Here is a 22,930-nt window from a genome sequence, read left to right as displayed (position 1 = left end):
AACGATCGTTCAAGAAGGGTCCGGGCCGGCCGGCCCGGACCCTTCCCACCCGCTCAGGCGCGGGCGACGCCGTCGTGCCGGGCCGCCTGGGCCACCGCCTCGGCCACCGCCGGGGCGACCCGGGGGTCGAGCGGGGACGGCACGATGGCGTCCGGGGTGAGCGCCCCGTCGACCACCCCGGCGATCGCGTCGGCGGCGGCCACCTTCATCCCGTCGGTGATCCGGGTGGCGCGGGCGTCCAGCGCGCCCCGGAACACCCCGGGGAAGGCGAGCACGTTGTTGATCTGGTTGGGGTAGTCGCTGCGCCCGGTGGCGACCACCGCCACGTGCCGGGCGGCGACCTCCGGGTCCACCTCGGGGGTGGGGTTGGCCAGCGCGAAGACGATGCCGCCCGGGGCCATCCCGGCGACCGCCGCCTCGGGGATCCGCCCGCCGGAGACGCCGATCAGCACGTCCGCGCCGCGCAGCGCCTCGGTGACGTCACCGCGCCGCCCCTGCGCGTTGGTGGTCGCGGCGAGGTGCGCCTTGGTCTCGGTCAGGTCGTCGCGGTGCCGGCCGATGACGCCCCTGGAGTCGCAGACCACCACCTGTTCGGGGTCCACTCCCCCGGCGACGAGCATGTGGGTGACCGCGACCCCGGCCGCGCCGGCCCCGCTGACCGTCACCCGCAGGTCGCCGAGCTTGCGGTTCAGCAGGCTGGCCGCGTTGCGCAGCGCGGCCAGCACCACGATCGCGGTGCCGTGCTGGTCGTCGTGGAAGACCGGGATGGGCAGCGCCTCGTCGAGCCGCCGCTCCACCTCGAAGCAGCGTGGGGCGCTGATGTCCTCCAGGTTGATCCCGCCGAACGAGGGGGCGAGGGCCCGGACCGTCGCCACGATCTCGTCGACGTCCTGGGTGTCCAGACAGACCGGCACCGCGTCGACGCCGGCGAACTGCTTGAACAGCACCGCCTTGCCCTCCATCACCGGCAGCGCCGCGCGCGGGCCGATGTTGCCGAGGCCGAGCACGGCGGAGCCGTCGGTGACCACGGCGACGGTGTGCGACACCCAGGTGTAGTCGTCGACCAGGGCGGGGTCGGCGGCGATCGCCTCGCACACCCGGGCCACCCCCGGGGTGTACGCGAGCGAGAGGTCCTCGCGGCTGGTCAGCGGGACGGTCGAGGCGACGGCGAGCTTGCCGCCGAGGTGCAGTCGGAAGACGGGATCGGCGGGATCCACGGTGGACGCAGACATGGTGACTCCAGGATCTGTCGAGCAGACGGAGCGGCCGGCGCGAGGGCGCGAGGTGAGGCGGAGCGGCGACACGCGGTACGCGGTACGGGGGTCACCCGGGCACCCCCCGAGCATAGTCAGGCCACCGGTACCGGGTTGTGAGGAGGGTCATATCGGTGCGGCGGCCAGCCGACCGGGGCGGGGCCAGTAGCGGAACACCACCCGGCCCAGCACGTCGGCCACCCCGTACGTCCGGGAGTCGTCGGTGACCAGCGCGTTGTCGCCGTGCAGCCACCACCCGCCGTCCTGCGGGCGCACGGCGCGCTTGACCACCAACAGGTCCGGTCGGCTGCGGAACACCGCCACCACCACGTCGCCGGGGCGGACCGGCCGGCCGCCCCGGCGGACCAGCAGCGCGTCGCCGTGGCGCAGGGTGGGTGACATCGAGGGCCCGGCCACGCCGACGGCGGTGAACGGGGCACCCGACCAAAGGATGGGACCGGAGCCGCCGACCGTCACAAGGTTTCCCCTCCGCCCCTGCCGGGGACGTCCTCAGGAGTAATGTCGGCTCGGATCATCGCAAACATCCCATGGAGGAACCTGATGCGACTTCCCCGCATCCTTTCGCCACGTGTGACCGCCAGCGCACACTGTGACCTGCCGTGCGGCGTGTACGACCCGGCGCAGGCCCGGATCGAGGCCGAGTCGGTCAAAATGATCTGCGAGAAGTACCAGGCGAACACGGACCCCGAGTTCCGCACCCGGGCGATCCTGATCAAGGAGCAGCGCGCCGACCTGGTCAAGCACCACCTGTGGGTGCTCTGGACCGACTACTTCAAGCCGCCGCACTTCGAGAAGTACCCGCACCTGCACCAGCTGTTCAACGAGGCCACCAAGGCGGCCGGCGCGGCCGGCGCCAAGGGGGCGACCGACCCGGCCAAGGCCGACGAGCTGCTCCAGAAGATCGACGAGATCTCCAAGATCTTCTGGGAGACCAAGCAGGCGTGAGCCTGCCCGTCACGGCACCGACGATCCGGCCGGCACGTCCCGCAGACGTGCCGGCCGTCGTCGCCATGGTGCACGAGTTGGCCGACTACGAGCAGGCCGCCGATCGGTGCGGGCTGACCCCGGCGCAGCTCGACACCGCCCTGTTCGGGCCGGCCCCGGCGCTGTTCGGGCACGTCGCGGTGGACGACGACGACCAGCCGGTCGGCTTCGCGCTGTGGTTCCTCAACTTCTCCACCTGGGCCGGTGTGCACGGCATCTACCTGGAGGACCTGTACGTCCGCCCCGCGTACCGGGGCACCGGCACCGGCCGGGCGCTGCTCGCCACCCTCGCCGGGATCTGCGTGGAACGCGGCTACCGGCGGCTGGAGTGGTGGATGCTCGACTGGAATCCGGCCGCCCGGTTCTACGCCTCGATCGGGGCCGAGCCGATGACCGAGTGGGTGCCCTACCGGCTCGACGGGGCGGCGCTGCACGGTCTCGCCGCCGAAGGGGTGACGTCGGCCACGCGGGTGTCCGCCGGGCCGGGTAGAGTCCCGGACCGGGGGGATGAGGCGTGACTCAACTGACCGGCCAGCCAGCGACCGACGACGACGTCGTGCACCTCACCGTGCCCGCCGACGGCGGCTACCTGGGCGTGCTGCGCACCGCGACGGCGGGGCTCGCGGCCCGTCTCCAGTTCGCGCTCGACGAGATCGAGGACCTTCGCATCGCGGTCGACGAGGCGTGCGCGATGCTGCTCGCCATCGCCACCCGCGACGCCGAGTTGGAGTGCCAGTTCTCGGTCACCGAGGACGCGCTGACCGTCGAGGTGACGGTGCCGACCGTGCGCGGCGCGGCACTGCCCGGGGAGTCCTCGTTCGCCTGGAAGGTGCTCACCGCGCTGACCACGGCGGCGGCGGCGGAGTCGACCCAGGGCCGGGCCACCATCTCGCTGCTGACCCGCCGTTCCGCCGGCTACTGACCGGGGCGCGTCACCGCGTCCCGGCCGGGGCGTGGGTCAGCCGAAGCCCAGCGCGCGGGTGGTCGGCGGGCTGACCAGCAACGCGCAGACGCCCACCCCGAGCGCCATCAGGGGCACGCCGAGCCAGCCCAGCCCGCCGGAGATCATGAACCAGCCGACCGGCAGCAGCATCAGCTCCAGCACCATCGCCGGGGCGCGGGCACCGGCCCGGCGGCGGGCCAGTGCCCCGCCCAACGCCCAGAGCGCGACCGCGCCCGCGATGGCGAACCCGGTCACGAAGAGTGCCGAGACCAGGTCGGTCGTGGTCGCGGTGAGGTCGGCCCAGACCAGCCAGCCGGCGAGCAGCGCCAGGGCGACGGCCTCGCCCCGCAGCAGGCGTACCGCCCAGCGCAGGGTGTCGGGAACCGGCGCGGAGTCGATCGTCACGCGGGCCACGATACCCCCGTCCCATCACGTAAAGTGCCGGCCATGCGGGCCGTCCTGGTGGTCAATCCGAAGGCCACCACCACCAGCGAACGCAGCCGGGACGTGCTGGTCCGGGCGTTGCGCAGCCAAGTAGACCTGTCGGTGCGGTACACCCGACGCCGGGGTCACGCCACCGACCTGGCCCGGGAGGCCGCCCAGGAGGGCGTCGACCTGGTGGTCACCCTGGGTGGCGACGGCACGGTCAACGAGGTGGTCAACGGCCTGATGACCGCCGATCCCCCGACGATCCGCACCGGTGGCTCCCCGGCCGAGCGGCTGCCGGCGCTGGCCACGGTGCCGGGCGGCTCGACGAACGTCTTCGCCCGCGCGCTCGGATTGCCCCGGGAGTGGGCCGACGGCACCAGCATGATCCTGGAGGCGCTGCGGCTGGGCCGGTCCCGCACGATCGGGCTGGGCCGGGCCGACGACCGCTACTTCACCTTCTGCGCCGGCTTCGGGTTGGACGCGGCGGTGATCCACCGGGTGGAGCAGGCCCGGCGGCGGGGGCGGGTCTCCTCACCCGCGCTCTACTTCCGTTCCACCCTGAGTCACTACTTCCTCGGCTCCGACAGGCGGCATCCGGCGATCAGCCTGGAGCGGCCGGGCGAGCCGGCCGAGGGCGAGCTGGCCACGGTGATCATCCAGAACACCGCGCCGTGGACGTACCTCGGCGACCGGGAGGTCAACCCGAACCCGGAGGCGTCGTTCGATCTCGGGCTGGACGTGCTGGCGATGCGTCAGCTCCGCGTTGCCAGCACGACACGGACGGTGACCCAGTTCCTGTCCCGGGACCCCGATCCGCGTGGCAAGCAGGTGCTCCGATTGCACGATCTGGAGGAGTTCACGCTGGTCTCGGCCCGCCCGCAGGCCTTCCAGCTGGACGGGGACTACCTTGGCGAGCGACACAAAGTCAGATTCTCCTCCGTTTCCGGCGCACTGAGAGTAATCTGCTAGGTCTCGGGTAACGCCCTAGGTCGAGCGGTCGGGTACACCGCGCGGCGCGGTGGCCGCCACACCGAGGAGGAGTGCCGGAAATGTCAGCAATGTCACGCGGACTGTACTATATTGATCCTCGACTGTGGTACGCCGGGTAGCAGGGAACCCTGGAAACCAGACAAAAGGGTCGTGAGCTTGCTCACCGAGCGGAGTTTTTCCGAGCGTCACCCCTTGACATCGCGTTCGTTCGTGAAAGTATTCACAAGCGAACTTGAGTTACCGGGACATTGCCTGGATATGCTCGGCCGGTTGAGCAGTTCCAGCAGGACCAGGCGCCAAAAACGAGTCTGCTCACGCATTGCCGAATAGTCGAACGCGAACCGTGACGACCGGCAACGCGGACGGATATAAGAAAAGCACCAGCGTTAACTGCCATCCATCCAGAATGAGGAGTGTTGCCGCCATGGACTGGCGTCACAATGCCGTCTGCCGCGACGAGGACCCGGAGCTGTTCTTCCCGATCGGGACGTCCGGCCCTGCTGTCCTGCAGGTCGAGCAGGCCAAGGCCGTCTGCCGGCGCTGCTCCGTGACCGACCAGTGCCTCCAGTGGGCACTGGAGTCCGGTCAGGACGCCGGCGTCTGGGGCGGGATGAGCGAAGAGGAGCGCCGCGCGGTCAAGCGCCGTGGCGGTCTCCGGGTGCTGCGCGCTCACTCCGCCTGAAAAAAAATCGATCACACACGCTGTTCGCCCCGGCCGGGTCCGCCCGCCGGGGCGTTCTGCTGTCCGCACTCCGCGTGATCAGAATTCGTCAATGTATTGTGGCGAGACAATTACTGAGGGTAGTTAAGCTGTGAGTGACCCCGGTCACCCGTCACCCGACGTGTCGACCCGACGCAGCACCAGATCCACCAGATCCGGGGAGTCGTTCAACGGGGCGCTGACCGCCACCGCCCCGGCCCGCTGCGCCGCCGCCACCACCGCGTCGTGGAACAACCCCGGGGCGAGGAAGTACGCCACCACCGCCACCTGTGGCGCACCGGCCGCCCGCAGCCGGGTCACCGCCACGTCGGTCGTCGGCGGGGCCGCCGACGCGTACGCCACCGTGCAGGGCACCCCGAATCCGGCGGAGAGAGCGGCGGCGACCCGCCCCACCGACCCCCGCGCCCGCGCGTCCCGGGTGCCCGCCGCCGCCAGCACCAACGCGTCCACCGGCCCCGGCCGCGCCTGCGCCAGCCGGCTACCCAGCCCGGCCAGCAGACCCGCGTCCACCGTCCCGTCGGCCGGCCCGAGCACGTCGGTGACCCGTACCGTCAGCCCGGGAGCGGCCTGCCGGGCCGCCGCCACCGCCGCCGGAACGTCCACCCGCCGGTGGTACGCGGCGGTGAGCAGCAGGGGCACCACGACCGCCGTGCGGTGACCGTCGGCGGCCAGCCCCCGCAGCACCTCCGTCGGCCCCGGATCGGTGTGGTCGAGCCAACTGGGCAGCACCGGCGTACCGGGACGGGCGGCACCGACGGCACGGGCCAGCGCCCGGGTCGCCGCCGCCGCCCGGGGGTCGCGGCTGCCGTGCGCCACCAGCACCACCGGCACGCCCGCGTCGGCCCGCCCCGACCGCGCCGGGGCCGCACCGGCCGGGCGCAGCGCAGCGGCGGCGGGTCCGGGTGACGCCGCGCCGGGCGTCGGGGCGTGCTCCGGCCCGGTCAGACGTGCAGGCCGCACTCGGTCTTCTCGAACATGGCCCAGCGGCCGGCCCGGGGGTCCTCCCCCGCCTTGGTCCGACGGGTGCACGGCCAGCAGCCGACCGAGCCGTAGCCCCGGCTGAGCAGCTCGTTGACCGGGATGTCGTAGCGGGAGATGTAGGAGTCCACGTCGGCCTGGGACCAGGCGGCGATCGGGTTCACCTTCACCTTGCCGCGTCGCGGGTCGAACGTCACCACAGGCGTGTTCGCCCGGGTCGGCGACTCGTCCCGACGCAGCCCGGCGGCCCACGCGTCGTACCCGGACAGGGCGCGCTCCAGCGGCTCGACCTTGCGCAGCTGGCAGCAGTCGTCCGGGGAGCGGTTGAACAGCCGGGGGCCGTACTCGCCATCCTGCTGGCCGACGGTCTGCCGGGGCCGGATCGAGCGCACGTTCACCGGCAGCCGGCGGGCCACCTCGTCGCGGACCCGCAGCGTCTCCGGGAAGTGCAGGCCGGTGTCCAGGAAGATCACGTCCACCCCGGGGGCGACCCGGGACACCAGGTGGGCCAGCACCGCGTCGGCCATCGAGCTGGTCACGCAGAACCGGTCGCCGAAGGTGTCGGCCGCCCACCTGGCGATCTCCAACGCCGGGGCACCCTCCAGCTCGCGGCCGGCCCGCTCGGCAAGTGCCCGCAGCTCGGCCGGCTCACGCCGGGCCGGGTCGGTCGTCCTCGGGCCACCGGGACCGACCAGACCCAGACCGGTGGCGGAGAGCAGCCCGGTCACCGGGTCACCGCCCGACTCAGCAGGCCGTTGAACTTGACGGTGAAGACCCGGGCGCAGGCGTGGCACTCCCAGACGCCGTGGCCGGCCTCGTTCGGCCGCAGGTCCTCCTCGCCGCAGTACGGGCAGTGCAGCGGCACGGATCGGGTTTCACTCATCGGAGTTCCTCCTCGTCGACCCTGATCACCCAGTTGGCGAACGTCTCGCCCTCGGTCCGGCCGGCCAGGTAGCGGCGGGCCAGTCGTTCCACGTACTCGGGAAGCTCGTCGGCGGTGGTCTTCAGGCCGCGCAGCTTGCGGCCGAACCCGGCGGTCTGGCCCTGGGCCATGCCCAGCCCGCCGCCGAGGTGCACCTGGAAACCCTCCACCTGCCGGCCGTCCGGGCCCACCACCAGCTGCCCCTTGAGGCCGATGTCGGCGACCTGGGTGCGGGCGCAGGCGTTCGGGCAGCCGTTGATGTGGATGGAGATGTCCGCGTCGAAGTCGCGCAGCCGCTCCTCCAGCCGGGCCACCAGTTCCTCGCCGCGCGCCTTGGTCTCGACGATGGCCAGCTTGCAGAACTCGATGCCGGTGCAGGCCATGGTGCCGCGCCGCCAGGCCGACGGCCGGGCCTCCAGGCCGATCCCGCGCAGCTCGTCGACCAGGGACTCCGTCCGCGCCGGCGGCACGTCCAGCACCAGCAGCTTCTGGTACGGCGTGAGCCGCACCCGGCCGCTGCCGTGCGCCTCGACCACGTCGGCGAGCTTGGCCAGCTGACCGCCGGAGACCCGCCCGACCACCGGGGCGGCCCCGACGTAGTTGAGCCCGTCACGCTGGCGGTGCACGCCGATGTGGTCGACCGGCTTGTCGGGCAGCTGCGGGGCGGGGCCGTCGAGCAGGGTACGCCCCAGGTACTCCTTCTCCAGCACCTCGCGGAACTTCTCCACGCCCCAGTCGGCGACCAGGAACTTCAACCGGGCCCGGTTACGCAGCCGGCGGTAGCCGTAGTCGCGGAAGATGCCGACCACCCCCGCCCAGACGTCAGGCACCTCGGCCAGCGGCACCCAGACGCCGAGCCGCTTGGCCAACATCGGGTTGGTGGACAGGCCGCCGCCGACCCAGACGTCGAAACCGGGGCCGTGCTCCGGGTGCTCGACCCCGAGGAAGGCGATGTCGTTCGCCTCGTACGGGGTGTCGACCAGCCACGAGATCGTGGTCTTGAACTTCCGGGGCAGGTTCGAGTACGCCTTGTCGCCGACGTACCGGCTGACGATCTCGTCGAGCGCGGGCGTCGGGTCGAGCACCTCGTCCTCGGCCACCCCGGCGACCGGGCTGCCCAGCACGATCCGGGGGCAGTCGCCGCACGCCTCGGTGGTCTGCAGGCCCACCGACTCCAGCCGACGCCAGATCTCCGGCATGTCCTCGACCCGGATCCAGTGGTACTGGATGTTCTGCCGGTCGGTGATGTCGGCGGTGTCCCGGGCGAACTCGCGGGAGATGTCGGCGATCACCCGGAGCTGGGCCAGCGAGAGCTGACCGCCGTCGACCCGGACCCGGAGCATGAAGAACTCGTCCTCCAGCTCGTGCGGCTCCAGCACGGCGGTGCGCCCGCCGTCGATGCCGGCCTTACGCTGGGTGTAGAGGCCCCACCAGCGGAATCGGCCCCGCAGGTCCTGTGGGTCGATCGAGGCGAACCCGCCGTGGGCGTAGATGTTCTCGATCCGGGCCCGGACGTTCAGCGGGTCGTCGTCCTTCTTGATCCGCTCGTTGGGGTTGAGCGGCTCGCGGTGGCCGAGCGCCCACTGTCCCTCTCCACGGGGGCGGCGGGGGGCACGGGTGGCGGGAACGGCGGTGGCCGTCGGGGTCCCGGGACGGGCCGGGGTGCTGCTGACCGCCATCGCGGCGTCCTCCGTTGTCTCTGCGGTGCCTCGGGGGGAGCGCGAACGCGGCGACGGCCGGCCCTGGAAGGGCCGAGGACAACGGTGTCGGAACGGCCGGCGCAGAATACGCGCCCGAGACGGATGGGTCGGGCGTCGTCAGTGGGCCGGACAGATCGCGCTGCGCACGCGGCCGTAGTCGACGTGGCGACGTGCCACGAAGCGGCGGACGACAGCGGCGGTCATGCAGCCATGCTCCCACACCCTGCGGAAACCGGCCAAGAACCGCGTGCCGCATCCCACATCACGGGCCGCATCCCCACCGTCACCCTGCCCGGTCCCACCCCGCGGCACGGCCGGGCAGTGGGCGCGAACAGCGGTGTCCGGCCCGGTGCGACGCCGCAGTATCGGCCCCTCGGCCCGGCCCGACCACCTCGCCCATACCTTCCTCGCGCCCTTTCGAGCTGATGACGACAACGAATCGCGGCCCCGTCCAGCGGAACCGCAGGACGGGGCCGAAGGGTACGACGCGTTCGACTCCTTGCCACCGGATCGGGCACCACGAGTTGCCACCGGATCAGGCACCACGAGCCGACGCCGGCCGCGCGGACGGCACCGAGCCGGCGAGGTACCCGGGTGGGTGTGCCGAGCACGGACAGCCGCTGACGGACAGGTCGATGCCGGTGGGCAGGCATGGCCGATCGTCGCCAGGTCGTCGAGCGAGTGAATCGTTTACGAGATCAGCTCGAAAGGACGCGAAACCACTCCTCCCACCCGGCCGGAGGCCTGGTCGCCGCCAGCTCCGGCGGCATCGTCGGGTCCGGTGTGGGACCCTCGACCCGTGGGCGCGATGTCCGGAAAGAGGCATTCGGGTGGGCCGGCTGGTGCGCACCCGCGTCCGCACCCGGGACCCGTGGGAAGGTCACGGCCGGGGCCGGTGGCAGGTTTCCGGGCGGTCTTCCTGCGCCCCGACCGGTGGCCGGCGGGGTGGGTGGTCTGGGCGGTTCCGCTGCTGGTCACCCTGGTCGCCGGCTGCTCGGGAATCAACCGGGCCCAACCCTGGCGGGACGAACTGGCCACCTGGAGCGCGGCCACCCGTCCGGTCGGGGACCTGTTCCGGCTCACCCGGACCGTCGACGCGGCGACGGGGGCGTACTACCTGGTGGTGCACGGCTGGACCGGGGTGTTCGGCGACTCCGTGGCGGCGCTGCGACTGCCCTCGGTGCTGGCGATGGCGGGCGCGGCCGGCCTCACCGGCGTACTCGGGCGGCGGTTGTTCGGGGTGTCTGCCGGCCTGCTCGCCGGCCTGCTCTTCGCGGTCCTGCCGGGCACCTCCCGTTACGCGCAGGAGGCCCGGCCCTACGCGCTGGTGACCCTGCTCGCCGTGCTGGCCACCGTGCTGCTGGTCCGCGCGCTGGACGGTCCCGGCCGGCTGCGCTGGGCCGGCTACGCGGCGGCCGTCGCCGGGCTCGGCCTGGCCCACCTGCTCGCCCTGGGCCTGCTCGCCGCGCATGCCGTGGCGGTGCTGACCTTCGCGGCCTGGGGTCCGCCCAGCAGCGGCGTCACCCGCGAGTCGTGGGGACGGCGGCTGCGGGGGTGGCTGCTGGCCGTGTCGGCCGCCCTGGTGGTGCTGACCCCGCTGCTGGTCACGGCGCAGCGGCAGCGGTCCCACCAGCTCGACTGGGTCACCGCGGCCCGGCTGGCGGATCTGGCGGCCCTGCCGGGTGCACTGGCGCACAGCGGTGTGGTGGGGGGTGTGCTGGTCGGGCTCGCCGCGCTCGGGGCGACCCGCTCGGGGTGGCGGGGCCTGCTGCCGGGCCTCTGCGTGCTGCTGCCGGTGCTGCTGATCTTCGTCGCCGCGCTGGCCGTGCCCCTCTGGGTGCCCCGGTACCTGTTCTTCACGGTGCCCTTCGCCTGCCTGCTCGCCGGCACCGCCCTGGCCGGCCCCGCACCGCCGACGGGCCCGACACGGACCCGACCGGCGGGAGCCCGACCGGTCCGGGCGGGGCTGGCGGTGGTGGCGCTCGCCGCGCTGCTCGGGCTGCCCGACCAGGCGGCGGTACGGCACAGCCACGGCTGGCCGCGCAGCGCGACGGTCGACTACCGGGGGGCGGCGGCGGTGATCGCCGCCGGCCAGCGACCCGGCGACGCGGTGGTCTACTCCCCCCGCGACGGGTGGCTCTTCCTCGACCTCGGCATCGACTACCACCTGCCCCGGATCACCGGTGACCGGGCCGGCGACGGGCCCCGGCCCCGGGACGTGCTGGTCGCCCAGGGGCGGCGGGCGCGGGCTGACCTGTGGGTCCGCGAGTGCGACCGGCCCGCCGGCTGCCTGGCCGGCGTGGACCGGGTCTGGCTGGTGGTCGCCGGGCGGCACGACGATCCGCTCGCCGCGGTGCCCGGCGACAAGGGCGATGCCCTGCGGGCCGGGTTCACCGTCGAGCAGGCCCACCCCCGGCCGGGGGTGACGGTGGCGCTGCTCGTCCGTCGGCGTTGACCACACCCACCCCGGTCAGGCCGGTTTGCGTTCCAGCAGGACCACCCGGACCCGGTCGAACCGCTCGACGTGCCGGATCAGGAAGCGCTGCCGCAGCAGCGCCTCCCGGGCCGGCGGCAGCCCGGCCAGCGGGTCGTTGAGGTGACCGGTCTCCACCAGCCAGATCCGCCTGGTGTCCCCGAGGCAGGGCAGCGGTTCCCGGCACTCGCGGGCGGTCAGCCAACCGGTCTGCCGGGCCGGTACGGCCACGAAGACGTCCCGGGGGTGCGTCTGGTCGCGCAGGCCGTAGTCGGTGGCCTTGCGGGCCACGTCGCTGGAGCCACCGAACCCGTCGTTGTAGGCGACCCCGTCGCCCGGTTTGACCTGGCTGCCCAGGTAGCGGACCGCGTCGAGGTAGCGGGGCTGCCCGTCGGCCTCATTGGAGCGCACCCGCTCCTGGGCCGGCCAGGTCTGCCAGGCCAGCACCGGCAGCAGCACCAACGCCCCGGCCAGCCAGGCCGCCGGCAACCGTTCCCGGGTGGCCAGCCGCGCGGTGCGGCAGACTGCGAACGCGGCGAGCAGCGCCCACGCGGGGACGGTGAACAGGAAGTACCGGGCCAGGAACAGGTGCACCACGCTGAACGTCAGGTAACCGGCGACCGGGGGCAGCACGGCCCAGATCAGCAGCATCAGCACGGTGTTCCGCCACTGCCGGCCGGCGACCGCCACCGCAAGGACGGCGAGCGCCGCGACCAGCGCCAACGCGGCCGTGGTGCCGGTCAGGTTCGCCAGGAAACGGAGCACCGCGTCGCCGTCGTTCTCGACCCAGGAGATCTGGCCGGACTGCCGGCTGCCGAGGATCAGCACCGGGAGGACGAACAGCCCGGCGATGCCGGTGGACGCCGCCCACCGCCACCGGGGTTCCTCGCCGGGCACCGACCGCCACAGGTGGAACAGGTGCGCGAGCACCACCAGCAGCGCGACGAAGTGCAGCCAGCCGACCAGCACCAGCAGCACGCCGTACGCCCACCAGCGGCTCCGGGTCGGCCGGTCCACCGCGCGGAGGAAGAGCCAGGTGGCCGCGACCGCCGCCAGGGTGACCAGGGCGTACGACCGGGCCTCCTGGGCGTACCGGGAGACGGTGGGCAGCAGGGCGAAGACCAGGCCGGCCAGCACCCCGACCGGGGTGTCGAAGAGTCGCCGCCCGATCAGGGCGACCAGCCCGGCGGTGAGCCCGACCGCGAGCACCGAGGGCAGCCGCAGGGCGGTCGTCGAGTCCCCGGTCAGCGTGGTCAGCACCGACATGATCACGTAGTAGCCGGCGTGCACCAGGTCGATGTTGCCGACCAGCATCCGGAACTGCTCGACCGACAGCGACGTGACGTGCCAGGTGACCAGTTCGTCGTTCCACAGGTCCCGGGCGTCCAGCCGCCACCAGCCGAGGCCGAGCGCGACGACGGTCGGCAGCAGCGCCCACCAGCCGCCGCCCCGGCCCGCCGCCCGCCGGGGTGCGGCGTGGCCGGTGACCTCCGCCGGGTCGGCCTGCCCGGTCCACTGGATCGCCGGCGCGGTCACTTCACGGTCCTGATGTCGAAGCCGAAGGTGTCCTTGGCGGCGGCCCGGCGGAACGCGCGCAGGGCGGCGTCGTCCCGGTCGATGTTCCACTTCCCGGAGCCGTTGATGTTGAAGTAGGCCACCCCGAGGAGGTCCCCACGCTTGGCCACGTTGGTGAGCAGGTCGGTGATCTGGGCCGGTCGCCGGCTGCCCGGTTCGGCCCCGGTCTCCACGATCAGCAGCGGACGCCTGGTGAACGTGCGGATCTCGGTGATGGTGGGCACGAAGAGGTCCCGGAACGTCTTGGGGCCCCGGTTGGTGTAGTAGCCGTCCATGCCGACCCAGTCGACGTAGGCGTCCCCGGGGTAGAGCGCCCGGATGCTGACCTTGCGCAGGTAGTTGACGACGTTCGGGGTCCACGTCCAGATCACGTTGGTGGCGCCCTGCTGGGTGAAGATGTCGTGCAGGTGCCGCCAGGCGGCGACGTACTCGGCGGCCCTGGTCTGCTTGGTGCCCCAGGAGTACCAGTGCCCGTTCATCTCGTGGGCGAAGGTGAGGGCGATCGGCAGGTTCAGGGTGCGTACGGCGGTGGCGAACTCCTTGACGTACGCGTCGTGCTTGCCGGCGGCGATGTCCCGCAGCGGCACGTCGTACGGTTCCCAGCGGATCACCGCCAGCGCGCCGTAGTTGTGCAGCTCACGGACCTCGCTGGCGGCGAACCTGTCGTCGAAGCTCTCGAAGATCGCCACCAGGTTGGGGGTCTTGCCGGTCTCCTCGGCAAAGGCGCGGACCCGCGCCATCTCGGCACCACCGGTCACGGTGACACCGAGGTACCTGCCCTTCGGTGACTTCAGCGCGGTGACGTCGTACGCCGGGATCTGTTCCTCGGTGGCGGCGGCGCCGCCCGGCCCGGCGGCGGACCCGGCGACCGTGATGTCGACCCGGCGCAGCACGGCGAACTCGGTGAACGCCAGCGCGACCACCAGCAGGAAGGTGACCAGGTACTTCGTCCTCACCTGACGACCTCGACGTCGCGTTCCGGGTCGACCAGCAGCGCCTGCCCGACGACGGCGAGGTAGAAGACCGCGCTGAGCAGGGCCGGTACGAAGATCCACGGTTCGGGTTCGACGAGCATCCGCCAGCCGGCGACGCCGGCCCAGACCAGGCCGGTGCCGGCGGTCCACACCTTCATGCCGGTCCACAGCCGTCGGGTCTTGCTCTTCTTGGCGGTGCCGCCGGTAGGCTGCCAGCCCATCCGCCGGCCCCGGACGATGTCGATGACGGCGAAGGCGTGCGCCCAGCCGTAGATCATCTTGACGGTCCAGCTCTCCAGGCCGTACCGGTTGCGGTGCCAGAGCGGGAAGATGATCAGGTTGTAGACCACGCTGGGCAGGATCAGCAGGTAGTTGGCGATCGCGATCTGGTGCGCGAACACGGTGAGCATCAGCACCGGGATGACCGGCGCGACGAAGGTGAACAGCCCGGTGTGCAGGTAGTAGCAGAAGCCGGAGAGGTAGCTGAGCCGGGCCCGCAGCCGCAGTTTCGTCGACCAGAACTTCCGCGACCCGAGCAGGCTCATCGAGCCGGCGCACCAGCGGTACTGCTGGGTGAAGAACGAGTCCACGTCCGACGGGCAGAGCCCGGCGGCCAGCACGACCGGGATGTAGCGCAGGTTCCACCCTTTCATCCGCAGGTCGAAGCCGGTGTGCACGTCCTCGGAGTGCTCGATGAGGGTGGACCCGCCGATGGAGAACAGCGCGTCGCGGCGGTAGACGGCGCAGCTGCCCACGCAGATCGCCGAGTCGTGGGCCTGCCGGGACACCTGCACCGACCGGTAGAACAGCTCCTGCACCGCCCCGGCCCCGCGCTCCACCCAGGTCTGCCCCAGGTGCACCCGGAAGTACTGCGGCGACTGCACGATGCCCGCGTTCGGCTCGGCGTCGAACCAGGGCAGCATCTGGTCGAGCATGTCCTTACGCGGGACGAAGTCGGCGTCCAGGACCAGGATGAAGTCGCTCATCGTGCGTTCGAAGGCGTACCGCATGTTGCCGGCCTTCTTGAACCAGCCCCGGTTGGGTCGTCGCTGGTAGACGAAGCCGAAGGCGAGCGCCATCCGTTCCATCGCCTCGTTGGGCGAGTCGTCGAGCACGTAGACGGTGACCTCGCCCCGGTAGTGGCTGCCCATCGCCCGCACGTGCTCCCAGGTGTTGCGCAGCACGTGCGCGGGTTCGCCGCAGACCGGCAGGAACACGTCGACGCTGGGGTGGCGGGCCGGCCGCCAGGTGCGTACCAGTTCCTGGTGGCGGGCCAGGTCGAAGCCCGGGGTGAACAGGTTGACCGCGAGCGAGACGAGGTAGTAGACGACGGTGAAGAACAGCAGCGGGGCGAGCAGCCACAGCCACGGGGCGAGCCGGACGAAGAGCAGTTGGCTGGTGATCAGGCAGCCGAAGCTGACCAGCGACGGCACCATCAGGGCGGCCAGTCGCCGCTTGCGGTAGGAGAGCATCTCGGCGTCCGTCGGCGGCAACGGCACCGGGGCGTACGCGGGCCGGTGCGGCGCGTCGGCGTCCCTGCGCGGGGTCCACTTCGACACCTGCCGCGGCACCCGGAACTCGGCGGTGGGCGACAGCACCGCGGCCGGATCGACCGCAGGCGGTGAGGTCATCGCTTTCGTCTCCCCCGCTCGCCGGGCCGCACGGTCTTCCCGGCAGTGCGAGCGGGATGGGTCGCCGGACGCGTCCAGGAAGCCGGGCACGGTGAACTGGCCGTGGCTGCTTGATGGTGAAGCTAGAAAACTATTCAGTCGGCTGCAAGGTGTCAATGCCGATGAATCGACCTAAAGCCTCACCAGGCCGCAGATCCTGCGTCACGCTACTCACATTCACCCGAACGTCACCGGCGGGAAACCGGTGCGTCGCCGACCGGCTCAGCCCTTCGCCAGCGGCAGCACCAGCACCGCCTCGGTCCCACCGGTCGGGCCGGGACGCAGCTCGATGCTGCCCCGCAACTCCCCGGTCACCAGGGCCCGGACGATCTGCAACCCGAGCCGCCCGCCCCGGTCGGCGTCGAACTCGGCAGGCAGCCCGCGCCCGTTGTCGGTCACCGAGACGTGCAACTGCTTGCGCTGCCGGTGCGCCGAGACGACCACCTCGGGCCGGGTCTCCGGCTCCACCACCTCGTCGCCCTCCTCGGCCGGCGGGAAGCCGTGCTCGACGGCGTTGAGCAGCAACTCGTTGAGCACCATCACCAGCGAGGTGGCGATCTCGGCGGGTAGCACCCCGAAGCTGCCGGTCCGCCGCATCCCGACGCTCACCTCGGTCGCGGCCACCTCGGTCGCCGCGCTCGCCACCCGGTCGACGATGCCGTCGAACTCGACCGCCTCGTCGCTGGACATGGAGAGCGTCTCGTGCACCAGGGCGATGGAGGCGACCCGGCGTACCGACTCCTCCAGGGCGACCCGGGCCTCCGGCATCGACACCCGGCGGGCCTGCAGGCGCAGCAGCGCGGCGACGGTCTGCAGGTTGTTCTTCACCCGGTGGTGGATCTCCCGGATGGTGGCGTCCTTGGTGATCAGGGCCCGGTCGCGGCGGCGTACCTCGGTGATGTCGCGGACCAGGACCAGCGCGCCGATCGGCACCCCGGCGGGCATCAGCGGCAGGGCCCGGGTGAGCATCGTCGCCCCCCGGGCGTCGATCTCCCGCCGGGGCGGGCCCTCGCCGCGCAGCGCGGCGAGGATGCCGTTGGCCGCCTCGGTGCCGTCGAGCGGGTCGCTGGCCAGGCGGCGGTGCAGCTTCGCCAGGTCCTCGCCCACCAGGTGGGAGGCGTACCCCAGCCGGCGGTACGCCGACTGCGCGTTCGGGCTGGCGTAGGTGACCTTGCCACCGGCGTCGAGCCGGACCAGCCCGTCGCCGACCCGGGGCGCGGAGGTGGTCTCGCCCGGGTGCCGGGGCGGCGGGAAGGTGCCGTCGGCGATCATCTGGGCCAGGTCGTCGGCGGTGGTGAGGTAGTTCAGCTCCAGCTGGCTGGGGGTGCGGGCGGTGGACAGGTTGGTGTCCCGACCGACCACCGCGATCACCTCGCCGGCCTCCCCGTCGGCGGTGCGCAGCCGGACCGGGATCGCCTCGTGCCGGGCCGGCACGTCGCCGTACCAGACCGGGTCGCCCTCCCGCCAGATCCGGCCCTGCCGGTAGGCGACCTCCAGGTGGGCCACCTCCGGGCCGCCCACGATCCGGCCCACCTGATCGTCCAGGTAGGCGGTCGGGGCGGTCGTCGGGCGGACCTGGGCGACGCAGAGGAACGTGCCGTCGGCGTCCACCGGCACCCACAGCAGCAGGTCGGCGAAGGACAGGTCGGACAGCAGCTGCCAGTCCCCGGCGATCCGGTGCAGGTGGTCGATGTCGGCCGGGCGGAGCTGGGTGTGCTCCTCGGCGAGGTCGCGCAGCGTGGACACGAGACACAGCGTGCCACGCCCACCCGGACGCCGTCGCGCTGGCCGGCCCGGGTCACATCGTCGCGGTGACCTTCTTCAGTCCGCGCGGGGCGTCCGGGTCCTCACCCCGGGCCAGCGCCAGGGCGAGGGCGAGGCGCTGCAACGGCAGGATGTCCAGCAGCGGGGCGTACCGCTCGTCGACCTCGGGCACGGCCAGCCGGGTGACCCCCTCGACCTCGGCCGAGCCCACCACCACCACGTCGGCGCGGCGCTCGCCGAGGCGGGGCAGCACCTCGCCCATGGACCGGCCGCCGGGGCCGGAGCCGACCACGGCCAGCACCGGCACGTCCGGGTCGGTCATCGCGAGCGGGCCGTGCAGCAGGTCGGCCCCGGAGAAGGCCAGCGCCGGCAGGTAGGAGGTCTCCATCAGCTTCAGTGCCGCCTCCCGGGCGGTCGGGTAGGCGTACCCCCGGCCGGTGGTGACGAGTTGGCCGGCGAACCGGTAGCGCGGGGCGAGCCGGGTCGGGGTGTCGTCGGCGAGGGTGCGTTCGGCCAGCTCGGGGAGGCGTTCCAGGGCGGCCCGCTGGTCGGCCGGCAGCACGCCGTCACCGGCCCGGACGCCCTCCACCAGCAGCAGCAGGGCGAGCAGTTCGGCGGTGTACGTCTTGGTGGCGGCGACCGCCCGCTCGTGCCCGGCGGCGATGTCGATGCCCAGCTCGGCGGTCCGGGCCAGCGGCGAGTCGGGGGCGTTGGTGACCGCCAGGGTGAGCGCGCCGGCCTCGCGGGCGGTGCGCAGCACCTCGGTCAGGTCGGGTGAGCCGCCGCTCTGGCTGACCCCGACGACGAGCGCGTCGGAGAGGTCGGGGCGGGCCCCGTAGACGGTGACCGCGCTGGGCGAGGCGAGCCCGGCGGGCAGCCCGAGCCGGATCTCGGTCAGGTACGCCCCGTAGAGGGCGGCGTGGTCGGAGGTGCCCCGGGCGGTGAAGACCACGTGCCGGGGGCGGCGTTCCGCGACGGCCGCCGCGACCCGGGCGATCGCCCCGGCGTGCTCGGTGGAGAGCAGCCGCGCGTAACCGGCCGGCTGCTCGGCGATGTCGGCGGCCATCCCGGCCCCTGGCTGCGTCACGGAAACTCCCCTCGCTGCGCGATCGCCGCGCGTTTCATGTTCAGTCTTGCACGATTCTGTCGCTGAGGACAATCCAGCGCGCACTAATGAGCAGAAGATCGGCACCGGTTGCCGGTATCCCCTACGCTTGCCCAGCCCTGGCAACCCCCCTGCTAGTGAGAGGCCGACGTGTCGGAGGAGCCACCCGCGCTGACCGCGGCCGAGGAACTCGCCCTCGCCCGGCTCGCGCTCGACGAGGGCGACCTGGCCCACGCCGCCGACCACCTCGCCGCCGCCCTGGTGCTGGCACCGACCCTGCCCGACACGCACGAGACGCTCACCCGGATCGCCGCCGCCTCGGGCGGCGACCTCGACCTCTTCCCGCTCGGCCAGCGGGCACACGTCGGGGCGGTGGTCGCCCGCGCCCACCTGCTCGCCGCCGCCGGCCGCCCGGCCGAAGGGCTCGACCTGCTGGTCGCCGCCACCGGCCACGCCCCCGGCGTCGACTGGGCCGGGGTGCCCTGGGTCACCGCCCCCGAACTGGCCCAACGGCTCGACCCGGACCGCTGCGCCCGGATCCTGATGCAGGTCTGCGCCGCGGTGCCCGACCCGGTCCCCCGCGCCGGGCGGACGCCCCTGCTGCCGTACCTCACCCTGGCCCGGCACGCGGTCGCCGCGCACCCCCGGCACGCGCTGCTGCTCGGCGCGGCGTCCGCGCTGGCCCGGCGGCTCGGCGAGGTCACCCTCGCGGTCACCTGGGCCAGCCGAGGGGTACGCGAGACGCCGTCCAAACTCGGCGAGGTCTGGCTCGGGTACGCCTACCGCAGCGCCGGACGGACCCGCGACGCCCTGGCCGCGCTGGAACGGGCCGTCGGACACGACCCCGACGACCTGGCCGTCTATGCCGACATCGCCGGCACGCTGGCCGACCACGGCCGGCTCGACGAGGCCCTCGGCTGGACCGACCGGGCGCTGGCCCGCGACCCGGCCTTCGACTGTGCGGTGCACACCGCGCACCGGCTGCGGTTCCTGCGCGACGGTGACGTGGCGCACCTGGTCGACCTCGCCGACTTCACCCGGGACCACCCGGACGACAGCCACGAGCACACCGACCTCGCCGAGTCCTGCCGGGGACGCCCCTGGCTGGGGCAGGTCACCCCGGCGACCGGCGCGATGGTCGACGCGCTGCGCCGCGCGCTCGCCGCCGACGGTTTCCCCGACGCGGCGGTCCACCTGACCACCCCGGAACCGCCGAGCGCGATGCGTACGGTCGCCGCCGCCGTGCCCGGCCTGCACGTCGAGGTGACCGGGGTGGCCGAGCCGGACCCCCGCGAGCCACGTCGGGACACCGGCTACCGGCTCTGGCGTTACGAGGGCACCACTGCCGCACCGGCCCTGCCGGCGCCGTCCCCGGTCGCCGCCGAGCGGGTACGCCACCTGGCCCACCCCGCCTGGCCGCACCCACCTGCCGCGTACGACGCGGCGGTCGGGCTGGCCACCCTGGAGCTGGCCGACCTGCTGGGTCTGCTGGTGCACCCGCCCGACGCGCCGCCGACCGCGCTGGGCCGGGTGCTCACCGGTCAGGACCCGTCGCTGTGGGTGCGTTGTGTGCAGGTCTGGGCCTGCCTGGGCCTGCTGCATCACCGCACCGACGAGCCGTGGGCGACCTCGACCCGTCGCCGGGTGCTGGTGGAGCTGATCTGGGGCGTGGAGGACTGGATCACCGAGGCGGCGCTGTTCGCCCTGGTCACCGCCGCCTGGGTGGACCCGGAGGTACGCCCCGACGTGGCCGGCCTGGTGGCCGAGCGGCTCGCCGACGTGGCGACGGTCGCGCAGGGCCGGCCGGTGCCGATCGCCGTCTCCCTGGCCCATCTGGCGTTGGTCGCCCCGGCCGTCGACCCGGACACCACCGCGCTGGCCCACCGGCTGCTCGCCACCCCGGCCCGCCTCCGCCGGACCGGTCGGCTGGCCCGCGCCTGGCGTCGCCTCGCCGCCCTGGTCCGCCGCCACCCCGGCCCCCGCCCAGCTTGATCGACTCACCGGGGCCGAGGTAGCGGTATCCGAGCCGGTTAATGCCGCAACATCGGCCCAAGCGAGTCGATCACGGAGGCGGGCACGACGGAGGCGGGCACTACGGGCGCGGCCGGCCCGTACCCCTGGCGGGGGACGGACCGGCCGCGACGAACGGGACGGGTCAGGAGACCGGGGCCTTGCCGAGGGCGACCTCGGCCCGCTCCTCGCCGGTGGCCTCCGGCGGCGGGACGGCGTTCGCCGTGCGCAGCGGGATCTCCCGGATGAACCAGGCGAGCACCGGCACCGCGATCGTAATGATCATCGCCCAGAAGAAGACGTGCGAGATGGCGTCGGAGAGCCCACCGAGGACCACCTCGCGCGCCTGCGCCGGCAGTTCCTTGAGCTTCGTCAGGTCCATCCCCCGCCCCTCACCGGTGCCACCGGCGAACGCGCTGCCGGCCGGCGAGTCGGCGAGCCGGTTGGCGAAGATCGCCCCGAACAGTGAGATGCCGAACGAACCACCGATGGAGCGGAAGAAGGTGGCCGCGCCGCTGGCCGCGCCGAGGTCCTTCTGCTCCACGCTGTTCTGCGCGATCAGCATCGAGGTCTGCATCAGGAAGCCCATGCCGGCGCCGAGGACCAGCATGTAGAGCGAGGACTCCAGCTTGCCGGTGTCGACCTCCAGCCGGGACAGCAGCGCCATGCCGGCGGCCATCACCACGCCGCCGACGATCGGGAACATCCGGTAGCGCCCGGTCTTGGTGATGGCCCGCCCGACCACCAGCGACACCACCAGCATGCCGAACATCAGCGGGAGCAGGAGCAGGCCGCTGTTGGTGGCCGAGGCGCCCTGCACGGTCTGCTGGTAGAGCGGCAGGAAGTTCATCGCGCCGAACATGGCGAAGCCGAGCAGGAAGCCGATCACCGAGATCAGCGCGAAGTTGCGGTTGGCGAAGAGGCCGAGCGGCAGGATCGGCTCGACGACCCGCCGTTCGACGAGGCCGAAGGCCACCAGGCTGACCAGGGCCAGCGCGGCGAGGCCGAGGATCTGCGCGGAGACCCAGTCGTACTCGTTGCCGCCCCAGGTGGTGACCAGGACGATCGCGGTGATGCCGACGGACAGCAGCGCCGCACCCAGCCAGTCGATCCGGTGCTCGGTACGGTACTTCGGCAGGTGCATGCTGGTGGCCAGGATCAGCAGCGCGAGCCCACCGAGCGGCAGGTTGACGTAGAACGCCCAGCGCCAGGAGAGGTTGTCGGTGATGAAGCCGCCGACCAGCGGGCCGGCGACCATGGCGATCGCCATGATGCCGGCGATCATGCCCTGGTAGCGGCCCCGCTCACGCGGCGGGACCAGGTCGCCGATGATCGCCATCACGCCGACCATCAGGCCGCCGGCGCCGAGCCCCTGCACGGCCCGGAAGGCGATCAGCTCGACCATCCCGTTGCCGGTGCCGCCGAGCAGCGCCGAACCGGACATCCCGCACAGCGCCGATCCGATCAGGAAGACGACCACCGAGGTCAGGAAGATCGCCTTGCGCCCGTAGAGGTCACCGAGCTTGCCCCAGATCGGGGTGGAGACGGTGGTGCCCAGCACGTACGCGGTGACCACCCAGGTGAAGTGGTTGACGCCGCCGAACTCGCTGACGATCCGGGGCAACGCGGTGCTGACGATCATGTTGTCGAGCATCGCGAGCATCATCGCGATCATGAGGCCGAACAGCACCACCCGGATGTTGGGTTTCGCCCTCGCCTGGGTTTCCTGAGTCATGGGTAAGCTCCCCCGGAGATCTGTCGCACTTACTTGCCGCCCGGCTAGTCACCTTACTAGCCGCACGGTAAGTTGGTGAGCGGGACCCCGTCAAGCGAGTTGGGTGGTAGGTACAGGTGAGCCAGAGCACAGGCGGCACGCGTGAGCGCATCCAGGCCGTCGCCCTGGAGCTCTTCACCGAGCAGGGTTACGAGAAGACGTCGCTGCGCGAGATCGCCGAGCGGCTCGGGGTGACCAAGGCCGCCCTCTACTACCACTTCAAGAGCAAGGAAGAGATCGTCAACAGCTACGTCGAGGACCGGTTGCACCGGATGGACGAGCTGATCGGCTGGGCCCGCGACCAACCCGCCAGCCGGGCCACCCGGCGGGAACTGGTCAGCCAGTACGCCGACACGATGTTCGCCCCCGGACAGTCCGTGGTGATGCGGTTCTTCGAACAGAACCAGACAGTGCTCAAGAGCCTCGTCGCCGGCCAGCAGATGCGTGAGCGGATGTTCCGCCTGGCCGACGCGATCTGCCAGGGCGACGACTCACCCCGGGCCCAACTGCGGGCGACGCTCGTCCTGTTCGCCGTACACAGCAGCTGGTTCGCCGTCCGGACGCCGGACATCACCGACGACGAACGTAAGAAGATCGCCCTTGAGGTGGCCGACGAACTGCTGGCCGGCATCGAGGAGAGCTGA

The 22,930-nt window shown here is 72.5% G+C and carries 21 protein-coding genes; 8 read left to right on the top strand and 13 right to left on the bottom strand.

The window, feature by feature from the left end:
* Positions 1–53 precede the first annotated feature (53 nt).
* Positions 54–1,232 (bottom strand): NAD(P)-dependent malic enzyme, encoded by a 1,179-nt coding sequence (locus ACWCHM_RS01685; RefSeq protein ID WP_454221322.1) that lies wholly within the window; start codon positions 1,230–1,232, stop codon positions 54–56.
* Positions 1,233–1,379: 147 nt separating this feature from the next.
* On the bottom strand, positions 1,380–1,730 hold the full coding sequence (locus ACWCHM_RS01680) for a S24/S26 family peptidase (protein WP_372445956.1): 351 nt from the start codon (positions 1,728–1,730) through the stop codon (positions 1,380–1,382).
* A gap of 84 nt (positions 1,731–1,814) precedes the next feature.
* Here ACWCHM_RS01680 and sodN point away from each other — a divergent pair, with 84 nt between their 5' ends.
* The 3 genes from sodN to ACWCHM_RS01665 all read left to right on the top strand — a co-directional run bounded on the left by sodN (position 1,815) and on the right by ACWCHM_RS01665 (position 3,180).
* Positions 1,815–2,219, top strand: a complete 405-nt coding sequence (sodN, locus tag ACWCHM_RS01675; RefSeq protein ID WP_088645999.1) for a superoxide dismutase, Ni — start codon at positions 1,815–1,817, stop codon at positions 2,217–2,219.
* Positions 2,220–2,284: 65 nt separating this feature from the next.
* Positions 2,285–2,776 (top strand): GNAT family N-acetyltransferase, encoded by a 492-nt coding sequence (locus ACWCHM_RS01670; RefSeq protein ID WP_374759999.1) that lies wholly within the window; start codon positions 2,285–2,287, stop codon positions 2,774–2,776.
* A complete protein-coding gene (locus tag ACWCHM_RS01665) occupies positions 2,773–3,180 on the top strand; it encodes an ATP-binding protein (RefSeq protein ID WP_454221321.1) in 408 nt (135 codons plus the stop codon). The genes ACWCHM_RS01670 and ACWCHM_RS01665 overlap by 4 nt, the downstream gene beginning before the upstream one ends.
* Positions 3,181–3,216: 36 nt before the next feature.
* Here the strand turns inward: ACWCHM_RS01665 and ACWCHM_RS01660 are convergent, their stop codons facing one another.
* Complete coding sequence (locus ACWCHM_RS01660; RefSeq protein ID WP_204957928.1) at positions 3,217–3,606, bottom strand: hypothetical protein; 390 nt, start codon at positions 3,604–3,606, stop codon at positions 3,217–3,219.
* Positions 3,607–3,648: 42 nt separating this feature from the next.
* On the opposite strand from ACWCHM_RS01660, the gene ACWCHM_RS01655 reads away from it, so the two are divergent.
* Together ACWCHM_RS01655 and ACWCHM_RS01650 are read left to right on the top strand one after the other, a co-directional pair.
* Complete coding sequence (locus ACWCHM_RS01655) at positions 3,649–4,599, top strand: diacylglycerol/lipid kinase family protein (protein ID WP_204957927.1); 951 nt, start codon at positions 3,649–3,651, stop codon at positions 4,597–4,599.
* Positions 4,600–5,044: 445 nt separating this feature from the next.
* Positions 5,045–5,302: a WhiB family transcriptional regulator gene (locus ACWCHM_RS01650; RefSeq protein ID WP_067311984.1), complete on the top strand. Its 258-nt coding sequence runs from the start codon at positions 5,045–5,047 to the stop codon at positions 5,300–5,302.
* 144 nt (positions 5,303–5,446) lie between these two features.
* Here the strand turns inward: ACWCHM_RS01650 and ACWCHM_RS01645 are convergent, their stop codons facing one another.
* The 4 genes from ACWCHM_RS01645 to ACWCHM_RS01630 are packed head-to-tail and all read right to left on the bottom strand — an operon-like array spanning position 5,447 to position 8,920.
* Complete coding sequence (locus tag ACWCHM_RS01645) at positions 5,447–6,223, bottom strand: sirohydrochlorin chelatase (protein WP_239485182.1); 777 nt, start codon at positions 6,221–6,223, stop codon at positions 5,447–5,449.
* A 59-nt stretch (positions 6,224–6,282) separates the two neighbouring features.
* A complete protein-coding gene (locus tag ACWCHM_RS01640) occupies positions 6,283–7,047 on the bottom strand; it encodes a phosphoadenylyl-sulfate reductase (protein ID WP_204957926.1) in 765 nt (254 codons plus the stop codon).
* On the bottom strand, positions 7,044–7,202 hold the full coding sequence (locus tag ACWCHM_RS01635) for an IS1 family transposase (protein WP_204957925.1): 159 nt from the start codon (positions 7,200–7,202) through the stop codon (positions 7,044–7,046). The genes ACWCHM_RS01640 and ACWCHM_RS01635 overlap by 4 nt, the downstream gene beginning before the upstream one ends.
* The gene (locus tag ACWCHM_RS01630) at positions 7,199–8,920 is read right to left on the bottom strand and encodes a nitrite/sulfite reductase (RefSeq protein WP_204957924.1); all 1,722 of its coding nucleotides are present in this window, start codon (positions 8,918–8,920) and stop codon (positions 7,199–7,201) included. Before ACWCHM_RS01630 ends, ACWCHM_RS01635 begins: the two co-directional genes overlap by 4 nt.
* A 916-nt stretch (positions 8,921–9,836) precedes the next feature.
* Here ACWCHM_RS01630 and ACWCHM_RS01625 point away from each other — a divergent pair.
* A complete protein-coding gene (locus tag ACWCHM_RS01625; RefSeq protein ID WP_454221320.1) occupies positions 9,837–11,396 on the top strand; it encodes a glycosyltransferase family 39 protein in 1,560 nt (519 codons plus the stop codon).
* A 15-nt stretch (positions 11,397–11,411) separates the two neighbouring features.
* Here ACWCHM_RS01625 and ACWCHM_RS01620 read toward each other — a convergent pair whose 3' ends face one another.
* The 5 genes from ACWCHM_RS01620 to ACWCHM_RS01600 all read right to left on the bottom strand — a co-directional run bounded on the left by ACWCHM_RS01620 (position 11,412) and on the right by ACWCHM_RS01600 (position 18,463).
* Positions 11,412–12,950, bottom strand: coding sequence for a glycosyltransferase family 39 protein (locus tag ACWCHM_RS01620; RefSeq protein ID WP_204957922.1), 1,539 nt, complete (start codon positions 12,948–12,950; stop codon positions 11,412–11,414).
* A complete protein-coding gene (locus ACWCHM_RS01615; RefSeq protein WP_454221319.1) occupies positions 12,947–13,945 on the bottom strand; it encodes a glycoside hydrolase family 26 protein in 999 nt (332 codons plus the stop codon). The genes ACWCHM_RS01620 and ACWCHM_RS01615 overlap by 4 nt, the downstream gene beginning before the upstream one ends.
* A complete protein-coding gene (locus ACWCHM_RS01610; protein ID WP_454221318.1) occupies positions 13,942–15,594 on the bottom strand; it encodes a glycosyltransferase family 2 protein in 1,653 nt (550 codons plus the stop codon). The genes ACWCHM_RS01615 and ACWCHM_RS01610 overlap by 4 nt, the downstream gene beginning before the upstream one ends.
* A gap of 261 nt (positions 15,595–15,855) precedes the next feature.
* Positions 15,856–17,379, bottom strand: coding sequence for a sensor histidine kinase (locus ACWCHM_RS01605; protein WP_204957919.1), 1,524 nt, complete (start codon positions 17,377–17,379; stop codon positions 15,856–15,858).
* A 52-nt stretch (positions 17,380–17,431) separates the two neighbouring features.
* Positions 17,432–18,463, bottom strand: coding sequence for an SIS domain-containing protein (locus ACWCHM_RS01600; RefSeq protein WP_454222992.1), 1,032 nt, complete (start codon positions 18,461–18,463; stop codon positions 17,432–17,434).
* A 189-nt stretch (positions 18,464–18,652) separates the two neighbouring features.
* On the opposite strand from ACWCHM_RS01600, the gene ACWCHM_RS01595 reads away from it, so the two are divergent.
* Positions 18,653–20,494 (top strand): tetratricopeptide repeat protein, encoded by a 1,842-nt coding sequence (locus tag ACWCHM_RS01595; protein ID WP_204957918.1) that lies wholly within the window; start codon positions 18,653–18,655, stop codon positions 20,492–20,494.
* A 163-nt stretch (positions 20,495–20,657) separates the two neighbouring features.
* Here the strand turns inward: ACWCHM_RS01595 and ACWCHM_RS01590 are convergent, their stop codons facing one another.
* Positions 20,658–22,247: an MDR family MFS transporter gene (locus tag ACWCHM_RS01590; protein WP_454221317.1), complete on the bottom strand. Its 1,590-nt coding sequence runs from the start codon at positions 22,245–22,247 to the stop codon at positions 20,658–20,660.
* A gap of 116 nt (positions 22,248–22,363) precedes the next feature.
* Between ACWCHM_RS01590 and ACWCHM_RS01585 the strand changes: the two genes are divergently transcribed.
* Entirely contained in the window at positions 22,364–22,930 is a 567-nt protein-coding gene (locus ACWCHM_RS01585; protein WP_204957916.1) for a TetR/AcrR family transcriptional regulator, read from the top strand.

It is taken from the genome of Micromonospora sp. SCSIO 07396 (assembly GCF_053667945.1).
The sequence above is the reverse complement of the archived record's forward strand: the minus strand, read 5'-3'. Positions and strand labels throughout refer to the sequence as shown.

Bases quoted from the DNA above. Each gene is read 5' to 3' on its own strand.
- ACWCHM_RS01655 (WP_204957927.1), top strand. From the start codon at position 3,649: ATGCGGGCCGTCCTGGTGGTCAATCCGAAGGCCACCACCACCAGCGAA.
- ACWCHM_RS01670 (WP_374759999.1), top strand. From the start codon at position 2,285: ATGGTGCACGAGTTGGCCGACTACGAGCAGGCCGCCGATCGGTGCGGG.
- ACWCHM_RS01600 (WP_454222992.1), bottom strand. From the start codon at position 18,463: ATGGCCGCCGACATCGCCGAGCAGCCGGCCGGTTACGCGCGGCTGCTC.
- ACWCHM_RS01685 (WP_454221322.1), bottom strand. From the start codon at position 1,232: ATGTCTGCGTCCACCGTGGATCCCGCCGATCCCGTCTTCCGACTGCAC.
- ACWCHM_RS01610 (WP_454221318.1), bottom strand. From the start codon at position 15,594: ATGACCTCACCGCCTGCGGTCGATCCGGCCGCGGTGCTGTCGCCCACC.
- ACWCHM_RS01590 (WP_454221317.1), bottom strand. From the start codon at position 22,247: ATGACTCAGGAAACCCAGGCGAGGGCGAAACCCAACATCCGGGTGGTG.
- ACWCHM_RS01630 (WP_204957924.1), bottom strand. From the start codon at position 8,920: ATGGCGGTCAGCAGCACCCCGGCCCGTCCCGGGACCCCGACGGCCACC.
- ACWCHM_RS01635 (WP_204957925.1), bottom strand. From the start codon at position 7,202: ATGAGTGAAACCCGATCCGTGCCGCTGCACTGCCCGTACTGCGGCGAG.
- ACWCHM_RS01650 (WP_067311984.1), top strand. From the start codon at position 5,045: ATGGACTGGCGTCACAATGCCGTCTGCCGCGACGAGGACCCGGAGCTG.
- sodN (WP_088645999.1), top strand. From the start codon at position 1,815: ATGCGACTTCCCCGCATCCTTTCGCCACGTGTGACCGCCAGCGCACAC.